The following is a 25,716-nucleotide window of genomic DNA, read 5'->3' on the forward strand; positions in this document are numbered from 1 at the left end:
GATGAATCTGTTGAGGAAATTATCTTGGTTTTTTAATTTAGAGAAGAAGCGATACTTGATCGGGATAGGGGCCTTGATCTTGGTTAGCTTTTTAAATCTCATTCCTCCAAGAATCATGGGCCTTGTGATCGATTTGATCGATAAAAGAAAGCTGACACTGGGGCAGTTAGTTATGGATATTGCCCTTTTGGTCCTCGCAGCTCTAGCCATGTATGGCCTTCGTTTTGTCTGGAGACGCTATATTTTTGGAACGGCTAATAAGTTGGCTCGAATCTTGCGTTACCGTTTGTTTCAGCAATTTACGCTCATGTCTCCGTCTTTTTATCAGCGTTATCGGACAGGGGATCTCATGGCCCATGCTACTAATGATATCAATGCGGTAACCATGTTTGCTGGTGGCGGGGTTATGTCTGCAGTGGATGCTTCCGTGACAGCCTTGGTGACCTTAGTCAGCATGTTTTTCATGATTGATTGGCGCTTAACCCTCTTGGCTATTTTGCCTCTACCGGTTATGGTGGTAGTGACTTCCGCCATTGGACGCAAAAACCACAAAGCCTTCAAAGAGGCCCAAGAAGGCTTCTCAGAGCTGAACAACTTTGTCCAGGAATCCGTATCAGGAGTCAAAGTGACCAAATCCTTTGGCTTTCAGGCAGATGAGATTCAGGCTTTTGAAAAAACCAATCAAATGGTCTTTTCAAAGAATATGACTTCAGCCGGTTACAATGCTTTGTTTGATCCGACCACTCTTCTTTTTGTCGGTCTCTCCTATGTCTTGACGCTCTACTTCGGGGGGCTATTTGTTCAGGAAGGGAGCCTGACGGTTGGACAAATCGTAACCTTTATTACCTATCTCAATATGCTCGTCTGGCCCCTTCAAGCTATGGGCTTCTTGTTTAATATTAGTCAGCGGGCTAGCGTCTCTTATGATCGGATTGAGACACTTTTAGCAGAAATACCTGATATCCAAGATCCAAGTCAACCAGTCACAGACATCCAAAACGGCGATCTGGAATATGACATTAAAGAATTCGCCTATGAGAAAGAGCCTGTCCTTAAAAAGGTAGCCTTTCATTTAGAAAAAGGGCAAACCCTTGGGATTGTTGGTCCAACTGGATCTGGAAAGACCACCTTGTTGCGTCTCTTGCTTAGAGAGCACGACTTGGAGCAGGGAGATATCTTGCTCAATGGAATCTCTATCAAAGACTATCGTTTAGAAGATCTTCGAAGCTTGATCGGCTATGTCCCTCAGGATCAGATCCTTTTTGCCATGACCATTCGTGAGAATGTAGCTTTTTCAGATCCACAGATCGAGGAAGAAGAGGTGATGAAGGCTCTGAGAACTTGTGGAGTCTATGAGGATATTCTGGTCATGCCAGACCAGATGGAGACAGTGTTAGGAGAGAGAGGGGTCTCTCTTTCTGGCGGGCAAAAGCAACGGATTGCCATGAGTCGAGCATTGGTCATGAATCCTGAGATCTTGATTCTGGATGATTCCCTGTCTGCAGTAGATGCTAAAACGGAGCACCAAATCATTGAAAATATGAAGCTAGAACGCAAGGGGAAAACAACGATCATTACAGCCCACCGCCTATCAGCGATCGTTCATGCGGATTTGATTCTGGTAATGGAGAATGGACAGATCAAGGAGCGCGGAAATCACGAGGAATTAATGGCTCAAAAAGGTTGGTACTATGAAACCTACCAAGCCCAACAATTATCAGAAGAAATGGAGGGAAAGCTGAATGAAAACATCTGAAGCTCATGTTATGAAGCGGCTCTTGACTTACATGTGGCGTTATAAATGGCTAACAGCCCTAGCCTTAGCCTTTACCTTCCTAACTAGTCTGTTATTGACGGCGATCCCTCTTGCAGCCCGCTGGTATATTGACCACCTAGTGGATCCAACAGAAACAGACTCACCAGTTCTGACAGCTTTTCAGTTTTTGATTCTCTACTATGGGTTATTCATTGGGCGTGTGCTGGCAACTTACCTGAGCCAGTTAACCTTTGCGCGTGTATCCAATTCTATCGTAAGAGACATCCGTCTAGATATTTTCCAAAATCTTCAAAGGCTGGGCATGTCCTTTTATGACCAGACAGCAGCAGGTTCAATTGTTTCGCGGGTGACCAATGATACCCAGGCAGTCGCAGATATGTTTTCTACGGTCTTTTCAAGCCTGGTTTCATCCTTTTTACTCTTTCTAGTCACCCTAGTAACCATGTTTAGCTTGGACTGGCATTTGACCATTTGGATCCTGCCTTTTCTTCCCATCATTTGGTTTTCCATCCGTCTCTATCGCAAGTTATCCAATCGCTTGGTCAAGATGACCCGACAAAAATTATCAGATATCAATGTGAAATTATCGGAATCCATTGAAGGAATGCGGATCGTCCAGGCCTTTCGTCAAGGAAAGCGCTTGACGGATGAATTCGAACAGATTAATGGGGAACATTTGGATTACGCCAACCGATCTGTGGATGTCAATTCCCTCTTTTTGAGGCCAGCTATGACCCTGTTACAGGTTCTGGCTTATGCGGTTATTCTAACCTTTTTCGGCCTAAATTGGCAGTCCTCTGGCTTTACAGCAGGACTTATCTATGCCTTTATCCAGTATGTTAGTCAGCTTTTCCAGCCCTTGATTGATGTCACTCAAAATTTTGCAACCTTGCAGACCTCAACCATTTCTGCAGGTCGTGTCTTTGAAATGATGGATCGAGACGACTATGAGCCCAAGCAAGCTGGTAGCCTGAAAGAAATTGAGCGGGGGGATATTCGTTTTGAGCATGTATCTTTTTCTTATGATGGCAAACGGGATGTCCTAAAAGAGATCTCCTTTGAGGTCAAAAACGGACAAACCATCGCTTTTGTTGGCCATACTGGTTCTGGTAAATCCTCTATTATCAATCTCTTCATGCGGTTTTATGAATTTGATCGTGGCCAGATCTTGATTGATGGACAGGATATCAAGGACTACAGCCAGGAAGCCTTGCGCAAGTCCATTGGTCTAGTGTTGCAGGAACCCTTCCTATATCATGGAACCATTGCTTCTAATATCCGGATGTACCATGAAGAACTGACAGATGAGGAAATCCGACAAGCAGCCGCATTTGTGGATGTAGCAGACTTTATTGAGAGTCTACCTGGTGGCTATGATCATCCGGTAACAGAGCGGGGTTCTACCTTATCGACCGGTCAGCGTCAGCTTCTGGCTTTTGCCCGGACCATTGCTGCTCAGCCTAAGATCCTCATTTTGGATGAGGCCACTGCCAATATCGACCAAGAGACGGAAGAGATGATCCAAAACTCTCTGAAGAAGATGCGCCAAGGGCGGACAACCATTGCCATTGCTCATCGCCTTTCTACCATCCAAGATGCCGATTGCATCTATGTTCTAGATAAGGGAAAAATCATCGAATCGGGCAATCACGACCAACTCATTGCTCTAGGAGGAACGTATAAGAAAATGTATGACCTCCAGGCTGGTATGATGAAATAAGGACAAACAAGGTCTAAATGCAAATTTAACCTTGTTTTTCTTCTTTGAAAGCTGTAAAATAAAGAAAAGAACAGAAAAAGGGAGCATACACCATGTCAAACGATCTGATCCTGATGGGAGTTGTCATTGTCTTATTTGGACTCTATTTCACTCTTCAAGTCGAGCTTAATAAAGTCAGAAATCAATTCACCCACTATCTTCTAAAACCAGGTAGTATTTCCAAGGAACAAAGAGAGAAGTACCTCAAAGAACCAGAGATGGAAGCGATTCGCCTGATTCGTCTCGATTATCGGATCGGCCTTCAAAATGCCAAACTGATCTATGAGCAATTGAAGAAATAAGAAAGACCCTCGTATAGTCTATACGAGGGTTTCTCTTTCAAAAAAAGGCGTAAGCTTTGGTAAAACATTGGCCACATCTGCCGATTTGATCTTGGCGAGTTGATAAGGACAAGTAGTAATGTAGGCTGCTTCAAAGAAATCAAGCGGGAGTCCACTGTGTTTTAAGGCAGCGAGGGATTGAACTTGTCTGAGTTCTAGAAGGATCCCATCGTGGGTCAGGGTCAGATGAGGGAGAAGAGAAGACTGATCCATCAAGGTCTTTAGACTAGCTTCTTCCTCTTTTTTTCTGGCTAGGAGTCGCTTTTTATTGGTCAGATACATACCGTTATCAATGTAGAGACTCAAGGCCTTTTGCATGATCAGATTGCTATCATAGTCCAGAATCGTCTTATAGGTTAAGACCGGCTTTAGAAGGTCTTGGGGAAGGATCATGGAAGTGATGCGAAGAGCAGAAAAGAGATTGGTCGAAAAAGATTTGATGTAGATCACCCGGTTCTTTTGATCCAAATAATGAAAAGATGGAGCATTACTGCCATCAAGATCTCCCAAATAGTCGTCCTCAACAAGGTAGACATCATATTGGTCAGCTAGTTGCAAGATCGCTTCTTTTTGCTTGGTAGAATAGCTATGACCGAGCGGATAGTGAAAACGGGGGATCGTGTAGAAGAATTTGATATGGCCACTTTTGAAAATCTCCTCAAGTTCTTCGAGATCAATCCCCGTTAAATTACGTTGAATGGTACGGTAGGCAAGTCGCTGCGAATCTAAGAGTTGGTTCATCCGATGATAAGTCGGTTGCTCGATCAAGATCTGCGATCTTTTATTGGGAAAGTCAATCTGGCTGAGGATATTGAGCGCCTGCTGGGTACCAGCAGTCAAAACAATCTGATCCGCAGTCGTATAAATACTTTCTTCCTTTAATAAGCCTTGAATCGATTGGCGTACTTCGAGTAAGCCTGCTTGGTCCGAAAAGTTATTAAAGAGATAATTCTCCCGACCAATCAAGGTTTCATTGATACAGGTCCGGAAGTCCTCGAAAGCCTGGTTGCGGTCTTTCTCTAATTTTAGTGGAATATCCTCATGTCGATCAGGTTCTTGCTCCAAAACATAGTAGCCACTCTGAGGCTTAGCATAGAGGAAGTGCTGGTAAGTCAAGTCCAGCAAGGCACGTTGCACCGTGTCCTTACTACAAGAAAATTGACTAGCTAACTGGCGAACAGAAGGAATTTTTTGTCCAGTTTCCAGTTCTCCATCTTGAATAGCTTCTTTTAAGAAATCGATAATTTGTTGGTATTTGCTCGTCTTCATTCCGACTGTCCCCATACAGTTTTTTTCTATTGTACAGAAAAAATCACAAAAAAACCACTCATAAGAGTGGTGAGCGTATTACATAAAGTATACAATCGCTAAATACTGAAGAGCAGAAGCTGCAAGGATGAAGAGGTGCCAAATCATGTGGAAGTATGGTTTTTTCTTAGCATAAAAGCCAGCTCCAACCGTGTAGCACAGACCGCCCATGAGCATGAGACCCCAGAAGATCGGATTGGTTTGGCTAACGATTTGGGGAATAATAAAGATGACCAACCAGCCCATGATCAAGTAAAGAGCCAGACTGAATTTTTCATTGACTTTTTTGGCAAAGATTTTGTAGAGAATACCAAAGAAGGTGGTTCCCCATTGGATCAAAATAATGCTGTAGCCCATCCAGTTGTTCATCAAGGTAAGGACAACTGGCGTGTAACTGCCTGCGATCGCAATGTAGATCATGGAATGGTCGATAATGCGAAGCACATACTTTTGAGGAGAATCATAAGACATAGCATGGTAGATAGTCGAAGACAGAAACATCAAAAATAGGCTAACGACAAAAATAGAAGTCCCAAAAGCGCTAAGAAGACCGTGCTGCTCAAAGCTGTAGACTGCTGAGATCGGAAGCAGGATGAGCATAAGGAGGGCTCCAACAGCGTGGGTTACACTATTTGCGATCTCCTCACCAAAAGATAATTTTTTACTTAGTTTCATGGTATAATTCATCAGTTTCTTCCTCCTTGTTTGCTGGTTGTATATAGGATAAGGTTTCTAGATAAAGTTGAACTGTCTGACAGGCAGAGCGAATAATGGGAGCGATTGGATCTTTTTGCTCATTGAGATAAGCGACAAAGCTATTATAGAGAAGATCTGAGCTCGCCTGGTCCTGCAAGAAGTTTAAGGTAGAAGCGATCTCCTGAATAGAAAAGACCGTTTTTAAGGTTGTAATAGCGATCAAGCGAGCCACCTGTCTACGCTGGTATTTCTTCTTATCTGGTTTTTCGACATAGCCATGTTTTACGTAATTGTTGATCATGGCAGCCGTCAAGCCCTTGTCAGAAGAAGAGAGAACAGGTGCACAGGTTTTATTGACATAAAGTAGGACCTGATCGAGATAGAGGTCTAGCTCAGGTAGTTGCTCCCACGTTGGATAGGAAAAAGTGGACACGAAATCTTCACCTTTCTTTTATCTAGTTTTCATAACTAGATAATAACATTAATAAAAACTCCTGTCAAGAAAATTTGAAAAATATGGTACAATAGACCTATGAAACTATTAATTCCATCCGCTAAAGAACTGAACGAACAGGCTCGTATCGTCGAGCCCCAACCCTTGTCAGAGAACACAAAAACTATCCTCCAAGCTTTGAAGGCATTCTCCCTAGAAGAATTAGCGACCTTTTACGAGATCTCAGAAGAAAGAGCCCTAGTAGAAAAGGAAAGAATTGAGGCTCTGGTAGATGGGAGTGCCAAAACCTATCCTGCTTTGGAACTGTTTGATGGCCTTATGTACCGTAGTATCGAGCGTCAAGACTTATCCGAAAAAGAGCAGGCTTATCTGCAGGAACATTTGTTGATCACGACTGCTTTATATGGTGTACTACCTGCCTATGAAGGGATTGCGCCCCATCGCTTGGATTTTATGATGAAGCTAAAACCAGCTGGAAAGGCTCTAAAGGCATTCTGGAAAGAGGACTATGATCGGGCAGTAGAAGGTGAGGACCAGATCTTATCCCTTTTGTCTTCTGAGTTTGAACAGGTCTTTTCAAAAGCCATTCGTGAGCGAATGACTCGGATCAAATTCATGGAGAATCGTGGGGGGACCCTGAAGATTCACTCGACGATTTCAAAAAAAGCACGTGGGGCCATGGTGACAGCTATGATGAAGGAAGAAATCACCCAGCTAGAAGATCTGAAATCACTAGAAGTGGCAGGTTTCTCTTATCGTAAGGATTTATCGCAAGAGAAGGAATGGGTCTTTGTGAAAGAATAAATAAAAATATTCCTGAGAAGCGTCAGGAATATTTTTTTTAACTGTTAGATAAAGAGAATGCACGATGAAAACTCCAAAATAGAGGATTTTGGAGTCAGAATCGTCTTGAGCAGTAGGCTTAGGCGATATGTTTGAATTTCTTCAAGAGTTCTGTCAACTCAGCTTGCTCGCCACTATTAAAGACTTGCATCAAGCGTTGAATATTTTTGATATGATCTGGAAGAGCTTCTTCGATCTTTTTACGACCGGCATCTGTAATAGATACAAGATAAGCACGGCGGTCTTCTGGATCGGTTTCGCGTGTAATCCAACCATCGCGGACCATATTGCGAATAACCACAGTCATATTTCCAGAGGTCGCAAGAATGCTATCAATCAGATCTTGAATGCGAAGATCGCCTTTGCTGTACAAGGTCTCAAGTACAGAGAATTGAGTTGGTGTCAACTGGTGCTTTTTAAAGATATGAGCCTCAGACGCACGGATCAATCGTTCTGCCTTGTGGAAGACGATCATGGTTTTTAAATCTACGTTTGCTTCTTTGAATAATCTCTTTAAATTTTCCATATCTATATTTTATCAATAAATAGTATTTCTGTCGTTTAATTTTATTTTCAAATTAGTTACAAAATTGTGACAAATTTATTAAACTATGAACAAATGATAGCAAAGGTGTTAATTTTACTTTGCTTATCAAACAATTTTATACTAAAACATTGTAACAGGTATGAAATATTAGTAACAACTCTTTCTTGAAAATCTATAGAATTCTAGGTGGCTTTGGTGTATAATGAGGGAGTGAAACAGAAAAATAATCTTTTTATAGTATGGCAACATATAATAGGAATCTGTATCTTAGTGTTGACGGTCCTTTTTTCTTGGCTATTTCTTGCTGAAAAAACTTCTGATCGCTTGCAGGATCAGATTGCACAAGCAAGAAAAATAGCTCTGTCTCACTCTTCGATTGCGACCATTGAGACGGATAGTTTCTTTCATGGCAAAGAAGCCTATCTTTCCTTTATTGGCAAGGACCGAGAGGGGCAAGAACTAGCGGTCTTGGTGGCGCAGGCGGATGATGCAGTCTATACCTACCCTTTGAAAGAAGGAGTTAGTTCCAAAAAGGCAGCTTCCGTCGTCAAAGAGAAGAGTCAGGACGCTATTGATCGGGTAACTTTTGGACGCTTTAAAGGCAAACCGATCTGGGAAGTCAAGGTTGGGAGCTCTTATTATGTGGTGGATTTCAAGACTGGGAAAGTCACCGGTGTTTTTTAAGATTTGAGGAGGAAATATGAAATTATCAAATCGTGTATTGGAAATGGAAGAAAGTGTGACCTTGGCTGCAAATGCGCGTGCCAAAGCTTTGGCAGCAGAAGGTCGTGATATCTTAAGTTTGACCCTGGGTCAACCTGACTTTGCGACTCCAAAAAATATTCAAGAAGCAGCAGTCGCATCGATCGAGGATGGTCGCGCTAGCTTTTATACGGTAGCATCTGGACTTCCAGAATTGAAGGATGCCATTAGCGACTACATGAAAGAGTTTTATGGCTATGCAGTGAATCGAAATGAGGTTGTGGTCGGTACTGGTGCTAAGTTTATCATCTATGCCTTCTTTACTTCTGTCATCAATCCAGGTGATGAAGTCATCATTCCAACCCCTTGCTGGGTTTCTTATGTAGACCAGGTGAAGATGGTAGAAGGCACACCTGTTACTTTCCAAACAACAGAAGAAAATCACTTCAAGGCAACGGTAGAGCAATTGGAAGCAGCACGGACAGACAAGACCAAGGTTGTCTTGCTGAATTCGCCATCCAATCCAACAGGAATGATCTACAGTAAAGAAGAACTCGAAGCAATCGGAAACTGGGCTGTCGAGCATGATATCTTGATTTTGGCAGACGATATCTACGGGCGATTAGTCTACAATGGCAATACCTTTACGCCCATTTCTAGCTTATCAGAAGCGATTCGCAAGCAAACCATCGTGATTAACGGAGTTTCTAAAACCTATGCTATGACTGGTTGGCGGGTTGGTTTTGCTGTAGGAGATTCTGAGATTATCGGAGCTATGGCCAAGGTGATCAGCCAAACAACTTCCAACTTAACAACCGTTTCCCAATATGCCGCAATCGAAGCCCTCACAGGAGACCAATCTTCTATTGAGATCATGCGTCAAGCTTTTGAGGAACGCTTGAATACTATTTATCCTTTGTTGAATGAAGTACCTGGTTTTGAAGCCATCAAACCTCAAGGAGCCTTCTATCTCTTCCCAAATGTCAAGAAGGCCATGGAGATGAAGGGCTATACGGATGTGACGGAATTTACCACTGCAATTTTAGAAGAAGCAGAGGTTGCTTTAGTAACGGGAGCTGGCTTTGGTGCCCCTGAAAATATTCGCTTGTCTTATGCGACAGATTTGGACACCCTGAAAGAGGCTGTTCGCCGACTCAAGGCCTTTATGGAAAAATAAAATCGCAAGATCCTTAGTAATGAGCTGAGGATCTTTTTCTTTAAAAAAAATCTGGTTTTCACAGGTAGAGCCTAGCACTGAAAGCCTTTTTATGATACAATTAAGAAGATAATGTCTTCGGACAAGTTTAACGAGAAAAGGAAGATGAATGATGACAAAACGGATTACTATCATCGAAGTAAAAGACTATGTTGGTCAAGAAGTGACCATCGGTGCTTGGGTGGCCAACAAATCAGGTAAAGGAAAAATTGCTTTCTTGCAATTGCGTGACGGGACTGCCTTTTTCCAAGGTGTGGCTTTTAAACCAAACTTTATCGAAAAATTCGGCGAAGAAGTGGGGCTTGAAAAATTTGATACCATCAAACGCTTGAGCCAAGAAACATCAGTGTTTGTGACTGGTATTGTCAAAGAAGACGAGCGTTCTAAATTTGGTTACGAATTGGATATTACAGACATCGAAGTGATCGGTGAATCTCAAGATTACCCAATCACTCCTAAAGAACACGGGACAGACTTCTTGATGGACAACCGCCACTTGTGGTTGCGTTCACGCAAACAAGTTGCCGTTATGCAAATCCGTAATGCCATTATCTATGCAACTTATGAGTTCTTTGATAAGAATGGCTTCATGAAGTTTGATAGCCCAATTCTTTCAGGAAATGCGGCAGAAGATTCTACAGAACTTTTCGAAACAGACTACTTTGGAACACCAGCCTATTTGAGTCAATCAGGTCAGCTTTATCTGGAAGCTGGTGCTATGGCCCTTGGTCGCGTCTTTGACTTTGGACCAGTATTCCGTGCTGAAAAATCTAAGACTCGCCGTCACTTGACTGAGTTCTGGATGATGGACGCTGAGTACTCTTACTTGACACACGATGAGTCACTTGACTTGCAAGAAGCTTATGTCAAAGCTTTGCTTCAAGGTGTTTTGGACCGTGCTCCTCAAGCTTTGGAAACCTTGGAACGTGATACAGAGCTCTTGAAACGCTACATTGCTGAACCATTCAAACGGATCACCTATGATGAAGCCATTGATCTCTTGCAAGAGCATGAAAATGATGAAGATGCGGATTATGAGCATTTGGAACATGGTGATGACTTCGGCTCACCACATGAAACTTGGATTTCAAACCACTTTGGTGTGCCAACATTTGTCATGAACTACCCAGCAGCTATCAAGGCCTTCTACATGAAACCAGTTCCTGGAAATCCAGAGCGCGTGCTTTGTGCAGACTTGCTTGCTCCAGAAGGCTATGGAGAAATCATCGGTGGCTCTATGCGTGAGGAAGACTACGATGCCCTTGTTGCAAAAATGGATGAACTTGGCATGGATCGTACAGAGTATGAATTCTACCTTGACCTTCGTAAATACGGTACAGTTCCACACGGTGGATTTGGTATTGGGATTGAGCGTATGGTAACCTTCGCAGCTGGTACAAAACACATCCGTGAAGCTATTCCATTCCCACGTATGTTGCACCGTATTAAACCTTAATAGACGTAAAAACGCCATTAGGCGTTTTTCACTTTTATCTGCTTCAAAAAACTATGAAAGGAATTTCAATGCTGAAAATAGACATCATTGATGGGAAAGAATACGAAGAAGGCCAAGGATCTTTGATTGCGGATCTGGACCATTCCATTCAACAGATGCTCAAGACATCCTATCCGGAAAGTCAAATGGATGATTTTATCACGTATAAAAATTTGAGCCAATATTGTATGGATTATCTAGGTTAGATTATTGAGCGTGCCAATGATAAAAACGAAGCCATTAAACAGCAGGTGACAGGTGTCATGCCCGAAAGCGAGCGCCCCTTTAACGTTGAAGACCGCTTGACAGCCAGCTATACCTTCGGTCAGCGGGTAGCAGATTCTGTTGCGCGCTTCGGTGGTTCTTGGACCTTTATTATTAGCTTCATCATGATGATGGCTATCTGGATGTTGATCAATGTCTTGCATCCCTTTGGCTGGAATTTTGACCCTTATCCTTTCATCTTGCTCAATCTAGCACTTTCTACGATTGCGGCGATTCAAGCTCCTTTGATCATGATGAGCCAAAACAGGGCAGCAGATTATGATCGCCTGCAAGCGCGAAATGACTTTAACGTCAATATGGAGTCTGAACGGGAAATTCGCTTGTTGCATACGAAGATTGATCATATGGTGCAGCAAGACCAGACGGATTTACTGGAAATTCAAAAGTTGCAAACCGAATTGTTGGTGTCCTTGTCTAATCAAGTGACCCAATTGCGTCAAGAACTGAATCAAGAAAGAATGAAGGAGGTGGAGAAAATGTAGGCAACTCTAAGTAAGTCTTTTAGAAACACTTATATAATCTATTGAAAGAGGAAAAACAATGTTTAAAAGAACTTACAAACGCAATATTTCACTCCTAGCAGGTCTGGAATTTACATCTTATTTTGGAATCACCAGTTTTTGGATTCTCTTTTTTATTCAAAATGGTCTTTCTTTGCTTCAGATTGGTTTATTAGAGAGTATCTTTCATGGGACGAGCCTTTTATGCGAGATCCCATCTGGTATGTTGGCCGATCGCTTTAGTTACAAGACCAATCTTTATTTGGCTCGCTTGTCCAGTATTGGATCCTCGATCTTGATTTTATTTGGTCAGGGGAACTTTTGGATCTATGCGATTGCTATGATGGTCAATGCTTGGTCTTATAATTTTGACTCGGGGACTAGTACAGCTTTCTTATTTGATTCAGCGGTAGAAGCAGGTCAAAAAGACCGTTATCTTCAGATTTCTAGCTTCTTGTCTGGTGTGGCCGAAGTCACCCGAACGTTAGGTACAGTCGTGGCAGGCTTCTTTATTCACGGAGCATTGGCTTGGACCTATTATATTGCTATTGGGCTTTCCTTGCTTTCTATTCTTTTGATCTTTCTGATGAAGGAGCCAGAGAGCAAGAGTGATGAAAGAAATCATTTGACCTTAAAGCGGATATTGGAGGTAGTGAAACAAGAATGGCTGGAAAAACCAGTCTTATTTTACTGGATGCTCATCTATCAGTTGGTAGGGACCATCATGTGTATGTTTTATTTTTACTACCAACAGAAAATTAGTGACTTAGCTAGTTGGCAAGTTTCGCTCATCATGTTAATTGGTAGTGGATTCAATCTCCTAGCGGTTTATTTGGCCAGTCAAATCGGGAAAAAATGGAATAGTAATCAAGTCTTTCCGATTCTAGTTGCACTGACAGGGTTGGCCTTGCTTTTAGTAGGTGTAAAGACCCCATTCGCCTATCTGAGTGTCTATCTCTTGACCAATGCCCTTTATGCAGTTTATCAACCCATCTACTACAATGATTTACAAGCTTATCTGCCATCTAGTGTACGAGCAACGATGCTGAGTATCAATTCCATGATGTTTAGTCTATCTATGATTGTCATTTTCCCACTGACTGGTTGGTTCATTGATAGTTGTGGCTTTGTAGCAGTCTTTCTTGTATTAGGCCTTATAACACTATTTTCTTTCCCACTACTAATGATTGGATTGGGGAAAATGGGTAAGACCTTAAGCAAGGTAACAAAGAAGGAATAAGATTTCTGACCTTCATCTGGTCAGTATTCAACTCTCTCTGCTCTGTAGGGGGAGTTTTTTCATCTTAAGAATTTGTGGTAAAATATGTATATCCATTAAAAAAAGAATCGAGTCGTATGAAATCATTATTGAAGTATTTTAAGGGCTATCTATGGGAAACTTTTCTAGGGCCCGCGTTTAAACTTTTAGAAGCTATTTTTGAATTGTGTGTCCCCTTAATCATCGCCCACTTAGTCGATCAGGTCATTCCGAAAAAGGAAACGAGCGCAGTGGTGATGACGGTCGGTGTTTTGTTTTTATTTGCGAGCTTTGGGGTCGTCGTAGCCATTACGGCCCAGTATTTTTCTTCTAAAGCAGCTGTCGGCTTTACCCGCGAGATGACCAAAGATTTGTATGAGAAGATCTTATCGCTTCCAAAGGACAAGCGCGATAGGATCGGTACTTCTAGTTTGGTAACCCGTCTTACTTCTGATACCTATCAAATCCAGGTTGGGATCAACCAATTCTTGCGCCTCTTTTTGAGAGCACCGATTATTGTCTTTGGTTCTATCATCATGGCCTTCACCATCAGTCCTAAACTCACTCTTTGGTTCTTGGGGATGGTGGCGATTTTAACCCTGATTATTGTCATCATGTCTCGGATTGTCAATCCTCTTTTTGCCAAGATTCGTAAAATTACAGACCGAATGGTCACGGTGACGCGTCAGCAATTTCAAGGGATACGGGTGATTCGGGCCTTTGGACAAGATGCTAGTGAATTAGAAGATTTTAGAGAGGTCAATCAGGACTACAAGATCTGGCAAATTCGCGCTGGTATCTGGTCTAGTTTGGTGAGTCCCTTGACATTCCTTGTGGTCAATACGACCTTGGTTTGTGTTATTTGGCAAGGACAATTGAATATCTCTGCTGGCCTTCTAACCCAAGGGATGTTGGTCGCTTTGGTCAATTATTTATTACAAATTTTAACAGAATTGATCAAACTGGCTATGCTGGTCACGTCTTTAAATGTCAGCTATATTTCAGCCAAGCGTGTCCAAGAGATTTTCGATTTGAAGGAAGAAGACCTCTTAGAAGCTTTGCCAGAAGAAACTGCAAGAGAGCAAGAAGCGATCAGCGCAGAGAAAGTTTCTTTCACTTATCCAACGGCTTCAAGCCCAGCACTAGAAGATATTTCCTTTGATCTGGATCATGGACAGATGTTGGGAATTATCGGTGGTACAGGATCTGGGAAGTCTACCCTAGTTCAGTTATTGAGTCATTTGTATACTGTGAGTCAGGGAAAATTAGCCCTCTATCATCAAGCTCACTCTCCTAAAACTCTCAAGGAGTGGCGGGACTGGGTAGCTGTTGTTCCACAGAAGGCAGAGCTCTTTAGAGGGACTATCCGCTCGAATCTCTTACTAGGGATGGAAGAAAATCTATCGGATGATGATTTGTGGTGGGCACTAGAAACAGCTCAGGCAGCTGATTTTGTCCGTGAAAAAGAAGGACAACTCGATGAGCCAGTGGAAGCCTTTGGTCGAAATTTCTCAGGAGGCCAACGTCAACGGTTGACCATTGCGCGTGCCCTTTTGAAGAAGGATCCTTTCTTGATTTTGGATGATTCAACTTCTGCCTTGGATTATTTGACGGAAGCTCGTCTCTTAAAATCGATAAAAGAAGAATTGAGTGATACGAGTTTGATCCTAGTATCTCAACGAACCAATAGTCTCAAGTCTGCTGATCAGATTTTAGTCTTGAACAAGGGTCATCAAGTAGGAATGGGAAATCATGATTTCCTCTTGTCTACCAATGAGATTTATCAAGAAATTCATTATTCACAACACGGGAGGGAGGAAGCATGAGTCAAAAACGTTCTAGTTATGTAAAACGTCTGTTTAGAGATTTTGCCAACCATCCCGGGCTCCTGATTCTAGCCAGTATCGGAACCATCGTTCAAGTGGCCTTAACGGTTTGGCTACCGATCCTGATCGGACATGCGGTTGATTTAGTCATCAATCCTCAAGGGATGAAAGTCTTATGGCCCGTTTTGATCCAAATGGTTCTGGTCATTGTGGCCAATACCTTGATCCAATGGATCAATCCTCTTGTCTACAATCAATTGGTCTATCGGTTTAGCCAAAGCCTAAGAGCAGAGGTGATGGAAAAAGTACACCGATTGCCCTTGTCTTATCTAGATAAACAAGGGAGCGGGGACTTCGTCAGTCGCCTCACGACCGATGTAGAGCAACTCAATAGTGGTCTTCTGATGGTCTTTAACCAGTTCTTTGTTGGCCTCTTAACCATTCTTGTCACCATCGTGACCATGGCAGAATTGGATTTCTTTATGATGGTAGCAGTTCTGGTCTTGACTCCATTATCTCTCTTGATTGCTCGTTTCATTGCCAAGCGTTCTTATACGCTTTTCCAAAAGCAGACCAAGGCGCGTGGTCTTCAAACTCAATTGATCGAAGAGTCTTTGACCCAGGAAAGCTTGATCCAGTCCTTTAGCGCTCAGGATCAATTCCGTAAGGCTTTTAAGGGGACGAATGAAAGCTATGCCAATTATTCCCAATCCGCTGTCTTTTATTCTTCAACTGTCAACCCTGCCACTCGCTTTGTGAATGCCTTGATTTATGCGGTAGTGGCTGGATTTGGTGCTGTACGCATTATTTCGGGATCTCACTTTACTGTCGGTCAATTGGTGACCTTCCTCAATTATGTCAACCAATACACCAAGCCTTTTAATGATATCTCCTCTGTCTTGTCAGAACTCCAAAGTGCCCTTGCCTGCGCAGAGCGCTTGTACAGCGTCTTGGATCAAGCTGAGGTCGAAGAGACAGGCCATCAGATTCTGGAAAGTCAGGATGTCAAAGGTGCGATTGGTTTTGAGCATGTCTCATTTGGCTATGATTTGGGGCGGACTTTGATTAAAGATCTAAGCATTCAGGTTCCAGCCGCCAGTAAAGTGGCCATTGTAGGGCCTACAGGAGCAGGAAAGTCGACATTAATTAATCTGCTCATGCGTTTCTACCCTGTTAATTCTGGAGAGATCACGATTGATGGGGTGCCAATTACGGACTACACCCGTGCTTCTTACCGCCAACAGTTTGGTATGGTTCTGCAGGAAACCTGGCTCAAGGTCGGGACCATTCATGAAAATATCGCCTTTTCTCGTCCAGATGCAACTAGAGAAGAAGTCATCGAAGCAGCCAAAGCAGCCAATGCAGATTTCTTTATCCGGCAGTTGCCACAAGGGTACGATACCTATCTTTCAGATGCTGGAGAGTCTTTGTCTCAAGGACAACGCCAACTCTTAACGATTGCGCGGATTTTCCTTTCAGTTCCTAAGATTTTGATCTTGGATGAGGCGACATCATCCATCGATACTCGGACGGAGGTCTTGATTCAAGATGCCTTTAATCAGCTCATGAAGGGACGGACCAGCTTCATCATTGCTCACCGCTTGTCGACCATTCAAAATTCTGATATGATCCTTGTCATGGTGGATGGCGATATTGTTGAGCATGGCACTCATGAAGAGCTAATGCAAGCGCAAGGTGTGTACTACAAGATGCAGACAGCTCAGCAACAGATTAGTTAAAATGTAGACAAATTATTTTTAAAGTAAAATAAGTAAAGTGATTCTGCAAAGAAATAAATATATGTTCCAATTTGTATAACGAATTAAGAAAACATTAAAACTTTCCGCCGTGAGAAAAGTGCTAGAAACACGGTTGTTTCTAGCACTCGGAATTATTGAGACCTTAGGCTCAATAATTAGTCATGGAACTTCGCAGAAGTTCGCTGACGTCCGTACTCACCTTAGGAAGGTTTTTAATAAGTCTTTATCTTCAATCTAAGCATTTTCAGATTTGAAAATGCTTTTTTCGTCAAAAAAAGCATCTAGCAAAATTGCTAGATGTTTCAAAAACCACTATTTTTTTAAACGTTTAGAACCTTATCCAAGAATTCTTTCAAACGTGGGTGTTGTGGGTTGTCGAAGATTTGATCTGGTTTGCCGTCTTCGAGGAATTCACCATCAGCCGTGAAGATGACGCGGTTGGCTACTTGGCGGGCAAATCCCATTTCATGAGTAACGATGATCATGGTCATGCCTTGCTCTGCCAACTCTTTCATAACGTTCAATACATCTCCAACCATCTCAGGGTCAAGGGCAGAAGTAGGTTCGTCAAAGAGCATAATATCTGGATTCATGGCGAGTCCACGGGCAATGGCCACACGTTGTTTTTGACCACCGGAAAGGCTGTTTGGATTGGCATCGGCTTTATCTGCGAGACCAACTTTTTCCAACAATTCCATCCCGACTTTTTGAGCTTCTTCACGTGTCATTAGTTTGTGCTCTACTGGCGCAAACATAATGTTTTCAAGGACGCTCATGTGAGGGAAGAGGTTGAAGTGTTGGAAAACCATCCCGATATTTTCACGGACCAAATCAACATTGGTTTTTGGATCGGTTAGATCATATCCATTTACGGTAATTTGACCTTTTGTCACTTCTTCGAGGAGATTGAGACTACGAAGGAAGGTCGATTTACCAGAACCGGACGGTCCGATAATGCAGACCACATCCCCTTCGTAGAATTTTGTTGAGATTCCTTTTAAGACCTCATTTTCACCATAGTATTTGTGGAGGTCATGGACATCAATTTTTAATTTAGCCATTAGTTAACCTTCTTTTCTAATTTTTTTGCAAATCGTGTTAGCAAGGTGATAATCACGAGGTAGAAGACGGCAAGGATCGCATACATCTTGAAACTTTGATAGTTTCGAGCGATGATAATCTTACCAGTTTGGAAGAGTTCTACCAATCCGATCGCAGACACAATAGTCGTATCTTTCAGGGCAATGACGAATTGGTTAACAAAGTTTGGAAGCATGAGTTTGGTTGCTTGTGGCAAGATGATCTTGCGCATGGTTTTGCCATAAGAGATCCCCAGGCTTCGGCTGGCTTCCATCTGTCCAATCGGTACAGCTTGGATCCCTCCTCGAACAATTTCTGCAATATAAGCAGCCGCATTGAGAGAGAGGGCAATGGTACCTGCGACAAAGTCGTTGATTGGGGATTGATGACCTGTGACCGATTCAATCAAGTTTGGAATTCCCCAGAAGATGAAGGCAGCAAGGATCATGAGTGGGATCCCGCGAATAACATCGACAAAGATTTCTGCTGTCCAGCGGAGCCATTTATAAGGGCTAACACTAAACATCCCAAAGATAACACCGATCACCATAGCAATGGCGAAGGAGAGAAGTGCAAGGGCAAGAGTCACACCCAAACCACTTAACAATTGTTTGTAGTTGTTTTGAAGTAAGCCCCAGATCGTTGTTTCATCTGCTGTTGTACTTGAAGTACTTGATTTGCTATCTGCTTTAAGGTATTTATCGAGAATCTTTTGGTATTGACCGCTTTTCTTCAAGTTTGCAAGACCGTTATTGAACATTTCGATCAATTCAGGATTTTCACCCTTCTTAACGGCAAATGCTAGTTGACCACTTGGAGTTCCTTCGATAGGTGTTTTGAATTTACGTCCTTGTTTAATAGCGTATTTGATAACAGGTTCGTCATCCATGATCGCTGCGACAGAACCAGAATTCAAACTATCGTACATAGAAGCTCCGTCAGAGAACGTTTTGATCTTGTAACCATATTTCTTTTGGTTTTCTTCAAGGAAGTTTTGTGAGGAAGTACCGTTTTTAACACCGACTGTCTTTCCTTTTAGGTCATCATATGAATCAATCTTGCTGCTTTCTTGAACAGCTAGAATAGAATTGGCTGTGTAGTATGGTTCAGAAAAATCAAATGTTTCTTTCCGAGCATCTGTTACGGTCATCCCTGCAATCATTCCTTGCGCATGGCCGGATTGGACATCACTTACCGCTGCGTCAAATCCAGGATTATTAATCTCGATGGTAAATCCTTGGTCTTTGGCAATAGCCTTGATCAAGTCCATATCGATCCCTGTGTATTTGTTTTTTCCATTTTGGAAGACAAATGGTGCAAAAGATGAGTCACTTGAAATTACATATTTTGATTTTTTAGGAGTTGCTTTTTGACCAGCAGGAGTAGTTGTTTCTGGAACGGCACTGTTACTTGATGATTGGCTTTCACCTGTCCATTTCTTGATGATCTCATCAAGTGTTCCATCAGCTTTCATTTGAGCGAGAGCCTTGTTAAATTCAGTGATCAACTTTTCATGATTGCCACCTTTTTTAACACCAAAGGCAAAGCCACCGACTGCTTCCCCGTCCATATTGATAGCTAGGTCCTGACCCTTTTGGATGGCGTATTGAATAACAGGTTGGTCATCCATGACTGCATCCACTGCACCAGCTGATAAACTGTTATACATGAGATCACCGGTATCAAAAGTCTTGATCTTGTAGCCGTACTTGTCCTTGTTTTTATCGAGGAAGCGTTGGGCTGCAGTTCCGTTTTTAACACCGACTGTCTTCCCTTTTAATTGGCTGTACTTCGTGATTTTATCGGCTTTCGTAGTCGCGATGACAACTTTTGTATCGTAGTAAGTATCAGACATGGTGAAGACTTTTTCACGTTCTGTTGTTTTGGTCATACCGGCCATGATGGCATCTGCTTGACCAGCTTGAACTGCATTGACCGCTGCATCAAATCCTGGGAAGGATTTGTCCAAATCCCAGCCATTGATTTCAGCGACCTTGTCCAAGATCTCTACGTCAATTCCTTTATAGGTTTGATCTGAATCCTTAAATTCAAATGGTGCATAAGCTGTGTCGAAAACGACCTTGATCGTTTCAGCATGAGCATGACCAGCGAATGCAACGAATGGAAATAAGAACAGCAAACATGCTAGTAATTTTTTCTTCATTTCTGTCTCCTTTTAATTCTTTTCTCTTTGGGTATTTGACCCATGAGCACATTGACCAAAGGATGGCCTTAAAAAAACAAATCATTCATACCAAAACGAGTATGAATGGTCTTATGTTTTTCTACAGAAGCTATTATATCAGAAAAGACTTTACTTTGCAAGAAAAATCGAGTTGTCATGTTAGGTTTTCTGACATGAAACGATATTGCAGCTCTTGATTTTCTTTGCTACAATGGACCTATTAGATAAATGGAGGTTGATCATGAAGAAAGGAAAGATCATTCAGGATATAAAAACAAACACATCTATGCCAGTTCTTATTTCTACACTATTCTATGTATTTTTAGCCTCCTTCTTTATAGAAGGGGGACTATGGCTTAGTAGTGAATTGGTGGGACCATTTTCCTTAGTGATAGGTTTTCTGGCGGAGTTCTTTTCACCAGGAAATGGGACAGCAAGTATTCAAGAATTTTTCTACCATTATCTTCTCTATTATGAGCTTTTCAGTTTTGTAATCATACTATTTCTCTTTATTTTTTGGGTGAAGGTCATAGAGAAGAATACTTTATCAAGCTTAGGCTTTGTAAAAAGAAATTGGCTCAAGTATCTAGTCTGGGGGATCGTGATTTCACTTATTCAAATGGGAGTGATCGCGCTTGTCTACCAAGTAAGTGGCATCGGGTCTTTTGTGTTAAATGAGCTCAGTTTAGAGCCCTTGCTTTTTATCCTAGGATTATTTCCATTTTGGCTTCTGCAAGGGGGGACGGAAGAAGTAGCGACGCGAGGTTGGCTTCTGACTCGGATTGCTGCAAGAACTAATCTGCCTTTAGCGATCGCGATTTCTAGTAGTCTCTTTGGCATTCTGCATATGGGAAATGCAGGAGTGACCTTCTTATCCGTTCTGAATATCATCCTCGATGGAGTGCTGGCTGGTCTGCTTTTTATCTATACGGATAGTATCTGGCTAGTGGTCGCCCAACACGGCACTTGGAACTATGTACAAGGAAATCTCCTTGGTTTTCAAGTCAGTGGTACGGGCGCAGATGCCTCGATTTTTAGCTTTAGCATGGGATCTGGTCCTGATTGGTTGACCGGAGGGGCATTTGGTGCAGAAGGATCGATTATCACTACTTTGGTTCTTCTTGTATCCCTAGTGATTGTCTATCGCTTAGGTGAGAGGAAAGAAAAGTTTGATGACTAACCTCTGTGTAATGTCTGAAAGTCATATATGAAAAAGACAAACACCAAAAATGACGTTTGTCTGCATTCTGAGTCGAACACATATTGATGAGTTCGGCTTTTTCTATATAATAATGGGAATGATTAGCTTGACTTGTGCACCATTATGAGTATTTTCTAAATGCATAGTTCCATTATGAAGTTTCATGACGCGTTTCACGAAAGATAAACCAAGTCCAAAGTGACTTTCTTGAGAAGGTGTTCTTGCTTGGTCATCTTTACAGAAAAGATTTCCAGCATGTTGTAGTATATTTTTTGAAAAACTAGATTGATTATTCCATATAGTTAGAACTAATCGATTATTTTCTTGTGAAATTGTTAGGTGGATTTGCGCATCATTTTCATTTTGATGTTGTGTTGCATTATTAATAATATTTGTGATTGCACGGATAAATAGATTGGAATGAATTGCAATTTGGGTCGATGGGGTTACTGTGTTTGTAAAAACAAATTGTGTATTTCTAGGGAGTAAAGGAGTGATTTGATTTTTCAATTGATAAGTTACTTGTTTAATTGATATGTTTTCAAGTTGAATATCATGGTCATAAAAGGTTTTGGAGTATTGGATGAAGTGATCAAAATACTCGTTTAACTGAATACTTGCTTGCTCAAGATCTTTTAGACATTCCATTATTTGGGGTGTTTGCTTGGTAGATTGTAAGAATTCAGCATTTCCTCTGATGACAGTTAGAGGAGTTCGAAGATCATGTGCAGCGCTAGATACTTGAAACATGAGTTCTTTTTTTTGATCTTTTTCATTTTGAATTCTATTTTTTATTTCAGATTGCATTTTTTCGATCAGATCGTTTGTTTCAATGAATTCTTTAATCTGCAAATGGTGATGTTCATTTTTGGTGAAATATAGACCACTATGATAAACCATGTTCATTTCTTTTTGAATCTTGGTTAATAACCGTCTAATATTTATTACAATGATAAAAATTAAAATGATGCAAAGATAAATCCAAGAACTGACGCTAAAAAATAAAGCAAAGTGATTGGCATTTTTCTCATTAATTCCAGATACAGAAGATAGAAGAGCTGGAACTACGTAAAAAAGTATCAGACATAGAAGAAATTGCCAAATGATTTTAAGGTAGGTACGCTTAATGAGTTGCTTGATTGTCAATTCTTTTTCCATTTGTATCCTCCTCCCCATACTGTTTTAATAGGATCAATTTGATGAATCTTAAATTTTTGTCTGATTTGATAGATGTATTCAGTAATGGATCGTAGTTGTGCATCAGAGTCTACAGGATAGAGGTAATTGTAAAGTTCTTCTATGCTAAATATTCGGTTCTCATTTTTTGCTAAAAGATAAAGTAAATCAAACTCTCGCTTAGTTAATGAAATTCTCTTTGATTGATAATAAACTTCTTGACTATCTCGATAAAAAGTTATATTTGAATCTATCTCTTCTTTAGAGGCATGATTTGATCTTTCTTCTCTACGAAGATGCATTTGAATTCTTGCAATGAATTCTTTAATGCTGAATGGTTTTGTGATGTAATCATCTGCCCCAGCTTGAATCCCTTTTAGTAAATCTTCTTCAAAATCTTTAGCGGTTAGAAATAGGATTGGGGTAGCAATTTGTGGACGAATGGAGCGACAGATTTCTAAACCAGAAATAGGCATCATAACGTCAAGTAAAATTAGATCGAATCCAGTAAAGTCACAGATATTGATTTCCTCTATATATTTACGAGTTTCCACGTGGAAGTTGTTCGCTCTTAATGCATTCGCTATTAATCGTAAGATTTTTTCATCATCGTCAATGGCTAAAATTTTATACTTCATAGTTCCTCCAATTATATGAGCATATTATAGCAAATATGGAATGCAATTTGTTAGAAATGAAAAAAATTATTATTCTGAGATTTTCCTGATTTTCTCCTGTTATACTTGCTCCAAGTGAAGGTGGAATTTCACTAAAAGTCAGAAAGGAAAAAGAATGAATGATAACAATTCAAAAGCTACATAAGGAATATAATAATAAAATTGTCCTTCAAAACGTGTCTTTCAAAGCTAAGAAAGGTGAGATTACTGGATTGATTGGACCAAATGGATCTGGAAAATCAACTTTAATTAGAATTTTACTTGGTTTAGAAAATAGTCAAATGGGAATGGCGTTGATCGATGGAAAAAAATACTCTCAATTGGGAGATAATCCTTTTTGTATTGTTGGATCGTTCCTTGACAGTTGCCAACCTTACCCAACCAGAACTGGATTTCAGCATCTTCGGTGGATTGGCTTGGCCTGTGGGGTTGATAGAAATAGGTGCAAGGAATGTTTAGAGTTGGTGGGGTTAAGTGAAGCTAAAAATAAAAAAGTAAAAGACTATTCATTAGGAATGAAGCAACGTCTTGGTTTAGCAACAGCCTTATTAGCAAATCCTGATATCTTAATTTTAGATGAACCAATCAATGGACTAGATCCAGAGGGTATACGCTGGGTACGCAATTTTTTACAATCTTTTGTCAATGAAGGTAAAACTGTCTTAATGACAAGTCATTATATGAGTGAGTTAGAATTAACTGTAGATCATTTGGTTGGTATTTCTAATGGGAAGATCGTTATTGATGCTCCTACAAAAGACATTTTGAAAGAGTTTGGATCTTTTGAGGAAGCATATTTTAAGGCGCTCGAAGGGAAAGAAGGTGCATAATATGTTGAAGCGTTCCTTTTTTAGTGACCTCTATAAATATTGTAGTTTACCTACTTTTAAATTTACTTTTTTTCTTATTTTGGGAGTCAGCATATTTTTTACAATTCAAAATATCCAGGTGATAAATGCCTTAGTAGAAGGAAATGGCCGAGCGGTTAACCTTGATCCATCTATGTTATCATCGAATCCAGTGTATACAGTCAGGGATGCTCTCTTATCTTCACCCTACCAAGCAAGTGTTATTTTCTTGCCAATTATTGTTTCACTTGTTTATTCAACCCATTATCAATTTGGTGATGATTATTTTAGCCAGTTATTGATTCCTAACTGGAAAGTTCGTCTTACTGGGTTTATTGCAAGTTCGATTGTCCTATCGTTACTCTCTACTTTAATATTTTCTATAGTAAACGCTGTTATTTTATTCGTTTTTCTAGATTCAACTCTAAAGAATTTTTTAGAATTGACATTGTTTTTAGATGTCACGGTAAGGGTTATGATATTTGCAATCGTTCTTACTTTATTAGCTTTACTTTTCGTAATCATAACGAAAAAATCAATGACTGCATTAATTGCAGACGTTTTATTATTGGTAATCACCTTATCAGGTATTCTAAGAGGAATTTCCTCTAAAATAGAAAATCTATTGCCTTTGATTGGAGCAAAGTCATTTGCATTTGGTCGAATTGAAGGGACTCAAACGAGCCAATTGTACGGTTTTACACTTTTAGTAGTAGAAGGGTTCTTGTTCTTGGTGTTCATAATGGTTGTAGAAATAATTCGAATGAGGAGGAAGAATGGCAAGAATATTATTTAGTCTTATCGTCAAAAAATATAGTTTAAAACCCGTAAAGTACCAGATAGCTATACAGTCACTTTTGATAGGTTTTGTGTGTCTCTTCGGTGTGTTACCAGTTTCAATCAATGATACTGTTGTACAATTATCTATAAAGCAAGCTCTTGTTTTTGCCTCAATGCTCTCTGTTAGTATTGGGTGTGTTAATGCATTTGTTGAGTTACAATCACACGAAACAAAACTAGTTTATTTGGTAAGTGGAAAAAGGATCTTAAGTTCAATTCGGATCCTGTTCGTAGAGTTATGTGATGTAGTACTACAATCAACCTTGTATTTCATTGTATTGCTTATATGGTTTCATTTTTTTAGTAGCGAAAATGGTGTCAGTTTAGAAATTTTCAGCTTCTATTTGATTGGCTCCATCCAATACTTTTTGATTTCTTACTTTTTAAGTTATTTTTTCAAAAGTCCAATGGGGAGTTTAGCTATTTTATTGCTATTTCCTATTTTAGTACAACCATTCATAGAAAGAGTAGTGGAACCATTGACTAGTTACCTATTTTATAATATTGTTGCAGATACAATATTAGGGAGAGCTTCCTATTTGCAACTCTGTACTTACATTATTGGATTTGTATGTTCACTTGGAGCAACTCTCTACCTCTTGATAAGGAATCAAGAAGTTAAGTAGTAAATAAAAATGATACTGATGAGCAAACTTTTCTAATTTTGGGATAGTGGGACAGAAATCGGTCATTCGTTAGAATTCGATTTCGTCGTCCCACCTCCGCACAGTTGAGTAGGGCTGTAAAAGCTGATGAAATCAGCGTAGTATAGCCCACTCAACCACTGCGTCTTGTTCGACAATCCAAAAACAATTAAGAGGCTATGACTTTTGTCCCAGCCTCTTGTTACGTATTGCATGGTTTTAGAATAAAAGACAAGACTTTCGAAGTAATTGCGAGAGTCTTGTTTAGTTTTTATGCTAATGCGTGTCCAATTAATTA

Annotated in this window: 22 protein-coding genes and 1 pseudogene; 15 read left to right on the plus strand and 8 right to left on the minus strand. The window is 40.7% G+C overall.

Going from position 1 to position 25,716, the window contains the following annotated elements; genetic code table 11:
• Position 1 precedes the first annotated feature (1 nt).
• The 3 genes from RDV49_RS06385 to RDV49_RS06395 all read left to right on the plus strand — a co-directional run bounded on the left by RDV49_RS06385 (position 2) and on the right by RDV49_RS06395 (position 3,838).
• Positions 2-1,756: an ABC transporter ATP-binding protein gene (locus RDV49_RS06385; protein ID WP_003007605.1), complete on the plus strand. Its 1,755-nt coding sequence runs from the start codon at positions 2-4 to the stop codon at positions 1,754-1,756.
• Entirely contained in the window at positions 1,743-3,497 is a 1,755-nt protein-coding gene (locus RDV49_RS06390; protein WP_003007602.1) for an ABC transporter ATP-binding protein, read from the plus strand. Before RDV49_RS06385 ends, RDV49_RS06390 begins: the two co-directional genes overlap by 14 nt.
• Positions 3,498-3,589: 92 nt before the next feature.
• Positions 3,590-3,838 carry a hypothetical protein gene (locus RDV49_RS06395; protein WP_003001593.1) on the plus strand — a complete coding sequence of 83 codons (249 nt, stop codon included), beginning with the start codon at positions 3,590-3,592 and terminating at the stop codon, positions 3,836-3,838.
• 18 nt (positions 3,839-3,856) lie between these two features.
• Here the strand turns inward: RDV49_RS06395 and RDV49_RS06400 are convergent, their stop codons facing one another.
• The 3 genes from RDV49_RS06400 to RDV49_RS06410 all read right to left on the minus strand — a co-directional run bounded on the left by RDV49_RS06400 (position 3,857) and on the right by RDV49_RS06410 (position 6,314).
• Entirely contained in the window at positions 3,857-5,161 is a 1,305-nt protein-coding gene (locus tag RDV49_RS06400) for an aminotransferase-like domain-containing protein (protein ID WP_003007598.1), read from the minus strand.
• 63 nt (positions 5,162-5,224) lie between these two features.
• Positions 5,225-5,872, minus strand: coding sequence for a PAQR family membrane homeostasis protein TrhA (gene trhA, locus RDV49_RS06405; protein WP_003007595.1), 648 nt, complete (start codon positions 5,870-5,872; stop codon positions 5,225-5,227).
• Positions 5,847-6,314, minus strand: a complete 468-nt coding sequence (locus RDV49_RS06410) for a DUF1836 domain-containing protein (RefSeq protein WP_003007592.1) — start codon at positions 6,312-6,314, stop codon at positions 5,847-5,849. The genes trhA and RDV49_RS06410 overlap by 26 nt, the downstream gene beginning before the upstream one ends.
• A gap of 99 nt (positions 6,315-6,413) precedes the next feature.
• Between RDV49_RS06410 and yaaA the strand changes: the two genes are divergently transcribed.
• Positions 6,414-7,139: a peroxide stress protein YaaA gene (yaaA, locus tag RDV49_RS06415; protein WP_003007589.1), complete on the plus strand. Its 726-nt coding sequence runs from the start codon at positions 6,414-6,416 to the stop codon at positions 7,137-7,139.
• 118 nt (positions 7,140-7,257) lie between these two features.
• Here yaaA and RDV49_RS06420 read toward each other — a convergent pair whose 3' ends face one another.
• Positions 7,258-7,704, minus strand: a complete 447-nt coding sequence (locus tag RDV49_RS06420) for a MarR family winged helix-turn-helix transcriptional regulator (RefSeq protein WP_003001765.1) — start codon at positions 7,702-7,704, stop codon at positions 7,258-7,260.
• A 207-nt stretch (positions 7,705-7,911) separates the two neighbouring features.
• Between RDV49_RS06420 and RDV49_RS06425 the strand changes: the two genes are divergently transcribed.
• The 7 genes and pseudogenes from RDV49_RS06425 (at position 7,912) to RDV49_RS06455 (ending at position 16,746) form a co-directional block, all read left to right on the plus strand.
• The gene (locus RDV49_RS06425; protein ID WP_003007586.1) at positions 7,912-8,409 is read left to right on the plus strand and encodes a cell wall elongation regulator TseB-like domain-containing protein; all 498 of its coding nucleotides are present in this window, start codon (positions 7,912-7,914) and stop codon (positions 8,407-8,409) included.
• 16 nt (positions 8,410-8,425) lie between these two features.
• Complete coding sequence (locus RDV49_RS06430; protein WP_003007583.1) at positions 8,426-9,604, plus strand: pyridoxal phosphate-dependent aminotransferase; 1,179 nt, start codon at positions 8,426-8,428, stop codon at positions 9,602-9,604.
• A gap of 148 nt (positions 9,605-9,752) precedes the next feature.
• On the plus strand, positions 9,753-11,099 hold the full coding sequence (asnS, locus tag RDV49_RS06435) for an asparagine--tRNA ligase (RefSeq protein ID WP_003007581.1): 1,347 nt from the start codon (positions 9,753-9,755) through the stop codon (positions 11,097-11,099).
• A gap of 68 nt (positions 11,100-11,167) precedes the next feature.
• Positions 11,168-11,905, plus strand: a pseudogene (locus tag RDV49_RS06440) (DUF1003 domain-containing protein).
• Positions 11,906-11,963: 58 nt separating this feature from the next.
• The gene (locus tag RDV49_RS06445) at positions 11,964-13,163 is read left to right on the plus strand and encodes an MFS transporter (RefSeq protein WP_003007574.1); all 1,200 of its coding nucleotides are present in this window, start codon (positions 11,964-11,966) and stop codon (positions 13,161-13,163) included.
• 116 nt (positions 13,164-13,279) lie between these two features.
• Positions 13,280-15,007, plus strand: a complete 1,728-nt coding sequence (locus RDV49_RS06450) for an ABC transporter ATP-binding protein (protein WP_003007571.1) — start codon at positions 13,280-13,282, stop codon at positions 15,005-15,007.
• The gene (locus RDV49_RS06455; RefSeq protein WP_003007568.1) at positions 15,004-16,746 is read left to right on the plus strand and encodes an ABC transporter ATP-binding protein; all 1,743 of its coding nucleotides are present in this window, start codon (positions 15,004-15,006) and stop codon (positions 16,744-16,746) included. The genes RDV49_RS06450 and RDV49_RS06455 overlap by 4 nt, the downstream gene beginning before the upstream one ends.
• Positions 16,747-17,087: 341 nt before the next feature.
• Here the strand turns inward: RDV49_RS06455 and RDV49_RS06460 are convergent, their stop codons facing one another.
• Entirely contained in the window at positions 17,088-17,828 is a 741-nt protein-coding gene (locus tag RDV49_RS06460; protein ID WP_003007564.1) for an amino acid ABC transporter ATP-binding protein, read from the minus strand.
• Positions 17,828-20,011 (minus strand): amino acid ABC transporter substrate-binding protein/permease, encoded by a 2,184-nt coding sequence (locus tag RDV49_RS06465; RefSeq protein ID WP_003007559.1) that lies wholly within the window; start codon positions 20,009-20,011, stop codon positions 17,828-17,830. Before RDV49_RS06465 ends, RDV49_RS06460 begins: the two co-directional genes overlap by 1 nt.
• A 262-nt stretch (positions 20,012-20,273) precedes the next feature.
• Between RDV49_RS06465 and RDV49_RS06470 the strand changes: the two genes are divergently transcribed.
• The gene (locus tag RDV49_RS06470) at positions 20,274-21,212 is read left to right on the plus strand and encodes a CPBP family intramembrane glutamic endopeptidase (RefSeq protein ID WP_037607926.1); all 939 of its coding nucleotides are present in this window, start codon (positions 20,274-20,276) and stop codon (positions 21,210-21,212) included.
• A 102-nt stretch (positions 21,213-21,314) separates the two neighbouring features.
• On the opposite strand, the gene RDV49_RS06475 is transcribed toward RDV49_RS06470, so the two are convergent.
• On the minus strand, positions 21,315-22,391 hold the full coding sequence (locus tag RDV49_RS06475; RefSeq protein WP_310744335.1) for a sensor histidine kinase: 1,077 nt from the start codon (positions 22,389-22,391) through the stop codon (positions 21,315-21,317).
• The gene (locus RDV49_RS06480) at positions 22,376-23,047 is read right to left on the minus strand and encodes a response regulator transcription factor (protein ID WP_003007547.1); all 672 of its coding nucleotides are present in this window, start codon (positions 23,045-23,047) and stop codon (positions 22,376-22,378) included. The genes RDV49_RS06475 and RDV49_RS06480 overlap by 16 nt, the downstream gene beginning before the upstream one ends.
• Positions 23,048-23,205: 158 nt before the next feature.
• Between RDV49_RS06480 and RDV49_RS06485 the strand changes: the two genes are divergently transcribed.
• From RDV49_RS06485 to RDV49_RS06495, 3 genes are read left to right on the plus strand one after another with little or no spacing between them, the layout of a single operon-like run.
• Complete coding sequence (locus RDV49_RS06485; RefSeq protein WP_003007544.1) at positions 23,206-23,916, plus strand: ABC transporter ATP-binding protein; 711 nt, start codon at positions 23,206-23,208, stop codon at positions 23,914-23,916.
• Between the two features lies 1 nt (position 23,917).
• Positions 23,918-24,730 (plus strand): hypothetical protein, encoded by an 813-nt coding sequence (locus RDV49_RS06490; protein WP_003007541.1) that lies wholly within the window; start codon positions 23,918-23,920, stop codon positions 24,728-24,730.
• Positions 24,711-25,400 (plus strand): hypothetical protein, encoded by a 690-nt coding sequence (locus RDV49_RS06495; RefSeq protein ID WP_003007538.1) that lies wholly within the window; start codon positions 24,711-24,713, stop codon positions 25,398-25,400. The genes RDV49_RS06490 and RDV49_RS06495 overlap by 20 nt, the downstream gene beginning before the upstream one ends.
• The last annotated feature ends 316 nt before the right edge of the window (positions 25,401-25,716 follow it).

Source organism: Streptococcus parasanguinis, assembly GCF_031582885.1.
Classification (GTDB): Bacteria; Bacillota; Bacilli; order Lactobacillales; family Streptococcaceae; genus Streptococcus; species Streptococcus parasanguinis_M.

Bases quoted from the DNA above. Each gene is read 5' to 3' on its own strand.
- RDV49_RS06385 (WP_003007605.1), top strand. From the start codon at position 2: ATGAATCTGTTGAGGAAATTATCTTGGTTTTTTAATTTAGAGAAGAAG.
- RDV49_RS06390 (WP_003007602.1), top strand. From the start codon at position 1,743: ATGAAAACATCTGAAGCTCATGTTATGAAGCGGCTCTTGACTTACATG.
- RDV49_RS06395 (WP_003001593.1), top strand. From the start codon at position 3,590: ATGTCAAACGATCTGATCCTGATGGGAGTTGTCATTGTCTTATTTGGA.
- RDV49_RS06400 (WP_003007598.1), bottom strand. From the start codon at position 5,161: ATGGGGACAGTCGGAATGAAGACGAGCAAATACCAACAAATTATCGAT.
- trhA (WP_003007595.1), bottom strand. From the start codon at position 5,872: ATGAATTATACCATGAAACTAAGTAAAAAATTATCTTTTGGTGAGGAG.
- yaaA (WP_003007589.1), top strand. From the start codon at position 6,414: ATGAAACTATTAATTCCATCCGCTAAAGAACTGAACGAACAGGCTCGT.
- RDV49_RS06420 (WP_003001765.1), bottom strand. From the start codon at position 7,704: ATGGAAAATTTAAAGAGATTATTCAAAGAAGCAAACGTAGATTTAAAA.
- RDV49_RS06430 (WP_003007583.1), top strand. From the start codon at position 8,426: ATGAAATTATCAAATCGTGTATTGGAAATGGAAGAAAGTGTGACCTTG.
- asnS (WP_003007581.1), top strand. From the start codon at position 9,753: ATGATGACAAAACGGATTACTATCATCGAAGTAAAAGACTATGTTGGT.
- RDV49_RS06445 (WP_003007574.1), top strand. From the start codon at position 11,964: ATGTTTAAAAGAACTTACAAACGCAATATTTCACTCCTAGCAGGTCTG.
- RDV49_RS06450 (WP_003007571.1), top strand. From the start codon at position 13,280: ATGAAATCATTATTGAAGTATTTTAAGGGCTATCTATGGGAAACTTTT.
- RDV49_RS06455 (WP_003007568.1), top strand. From the start codon at position 15,004: ATGAGTCAAAAACGTTCTAGTTATGTAAAACGTCTGTTTAGAGATTTT.
- RDV49_RS06460 (WP_003007564.1), bottom strand. From the start codon at position 17,828: ATGGCTAAATTAAAAATTGATGTCCATGACCTCCACAAATACTATGGT.
- RDV49_RS06465 (WP_003007559.1), bottom strand. From the start codon at position 20,011: ATGAAGAAAAAATTACTAGCATGTTTGCTGTTCTTATTTCCATTCGTT.
- RDV49_RS06470 (WP_037607926.1), top strand. From the start codon at position 20,274: ATGAAGAAAGGAAAGATCATTCAGGATATAAAAACAAACACATCTATG.
- RDV49_RS06475 (WP_310744335.1), bottom strand. From the start codon at position 22,391: ATGGAAAAAGAATTGACAATCAAGCAACTCATTAAGCGTACCTACCTT.
- RDV49_RS06480 (WP_003007547.1), bottom strand. From the start codon at position 23,047: ATGAAGTATAAAATTTTAGCCATTGACGATGATGAAAAAATCTTACGA.
- RDV49_RS06485 (WP_003007544.1), top strand. From the start codon at position 23,206: ATGATAACAATTCAAAAGCTACATAAGGAATATAATAATAAAATTGTC.
- RDV49_RS06490 (WP_003007541.1), top strand. From the start codon at position 23,918: ATGTTGAAGCGTTCCTTTTTTAGTGACCTCTATAAATATTGTAGTTTA.
- RDV49_RS06495 (WP_003007538.1), top strand. From the start codon at position 24,711: ATGGCAAGAATATTATTTAGTCTTATCGTCAAAAAATATAGTTTAAAA.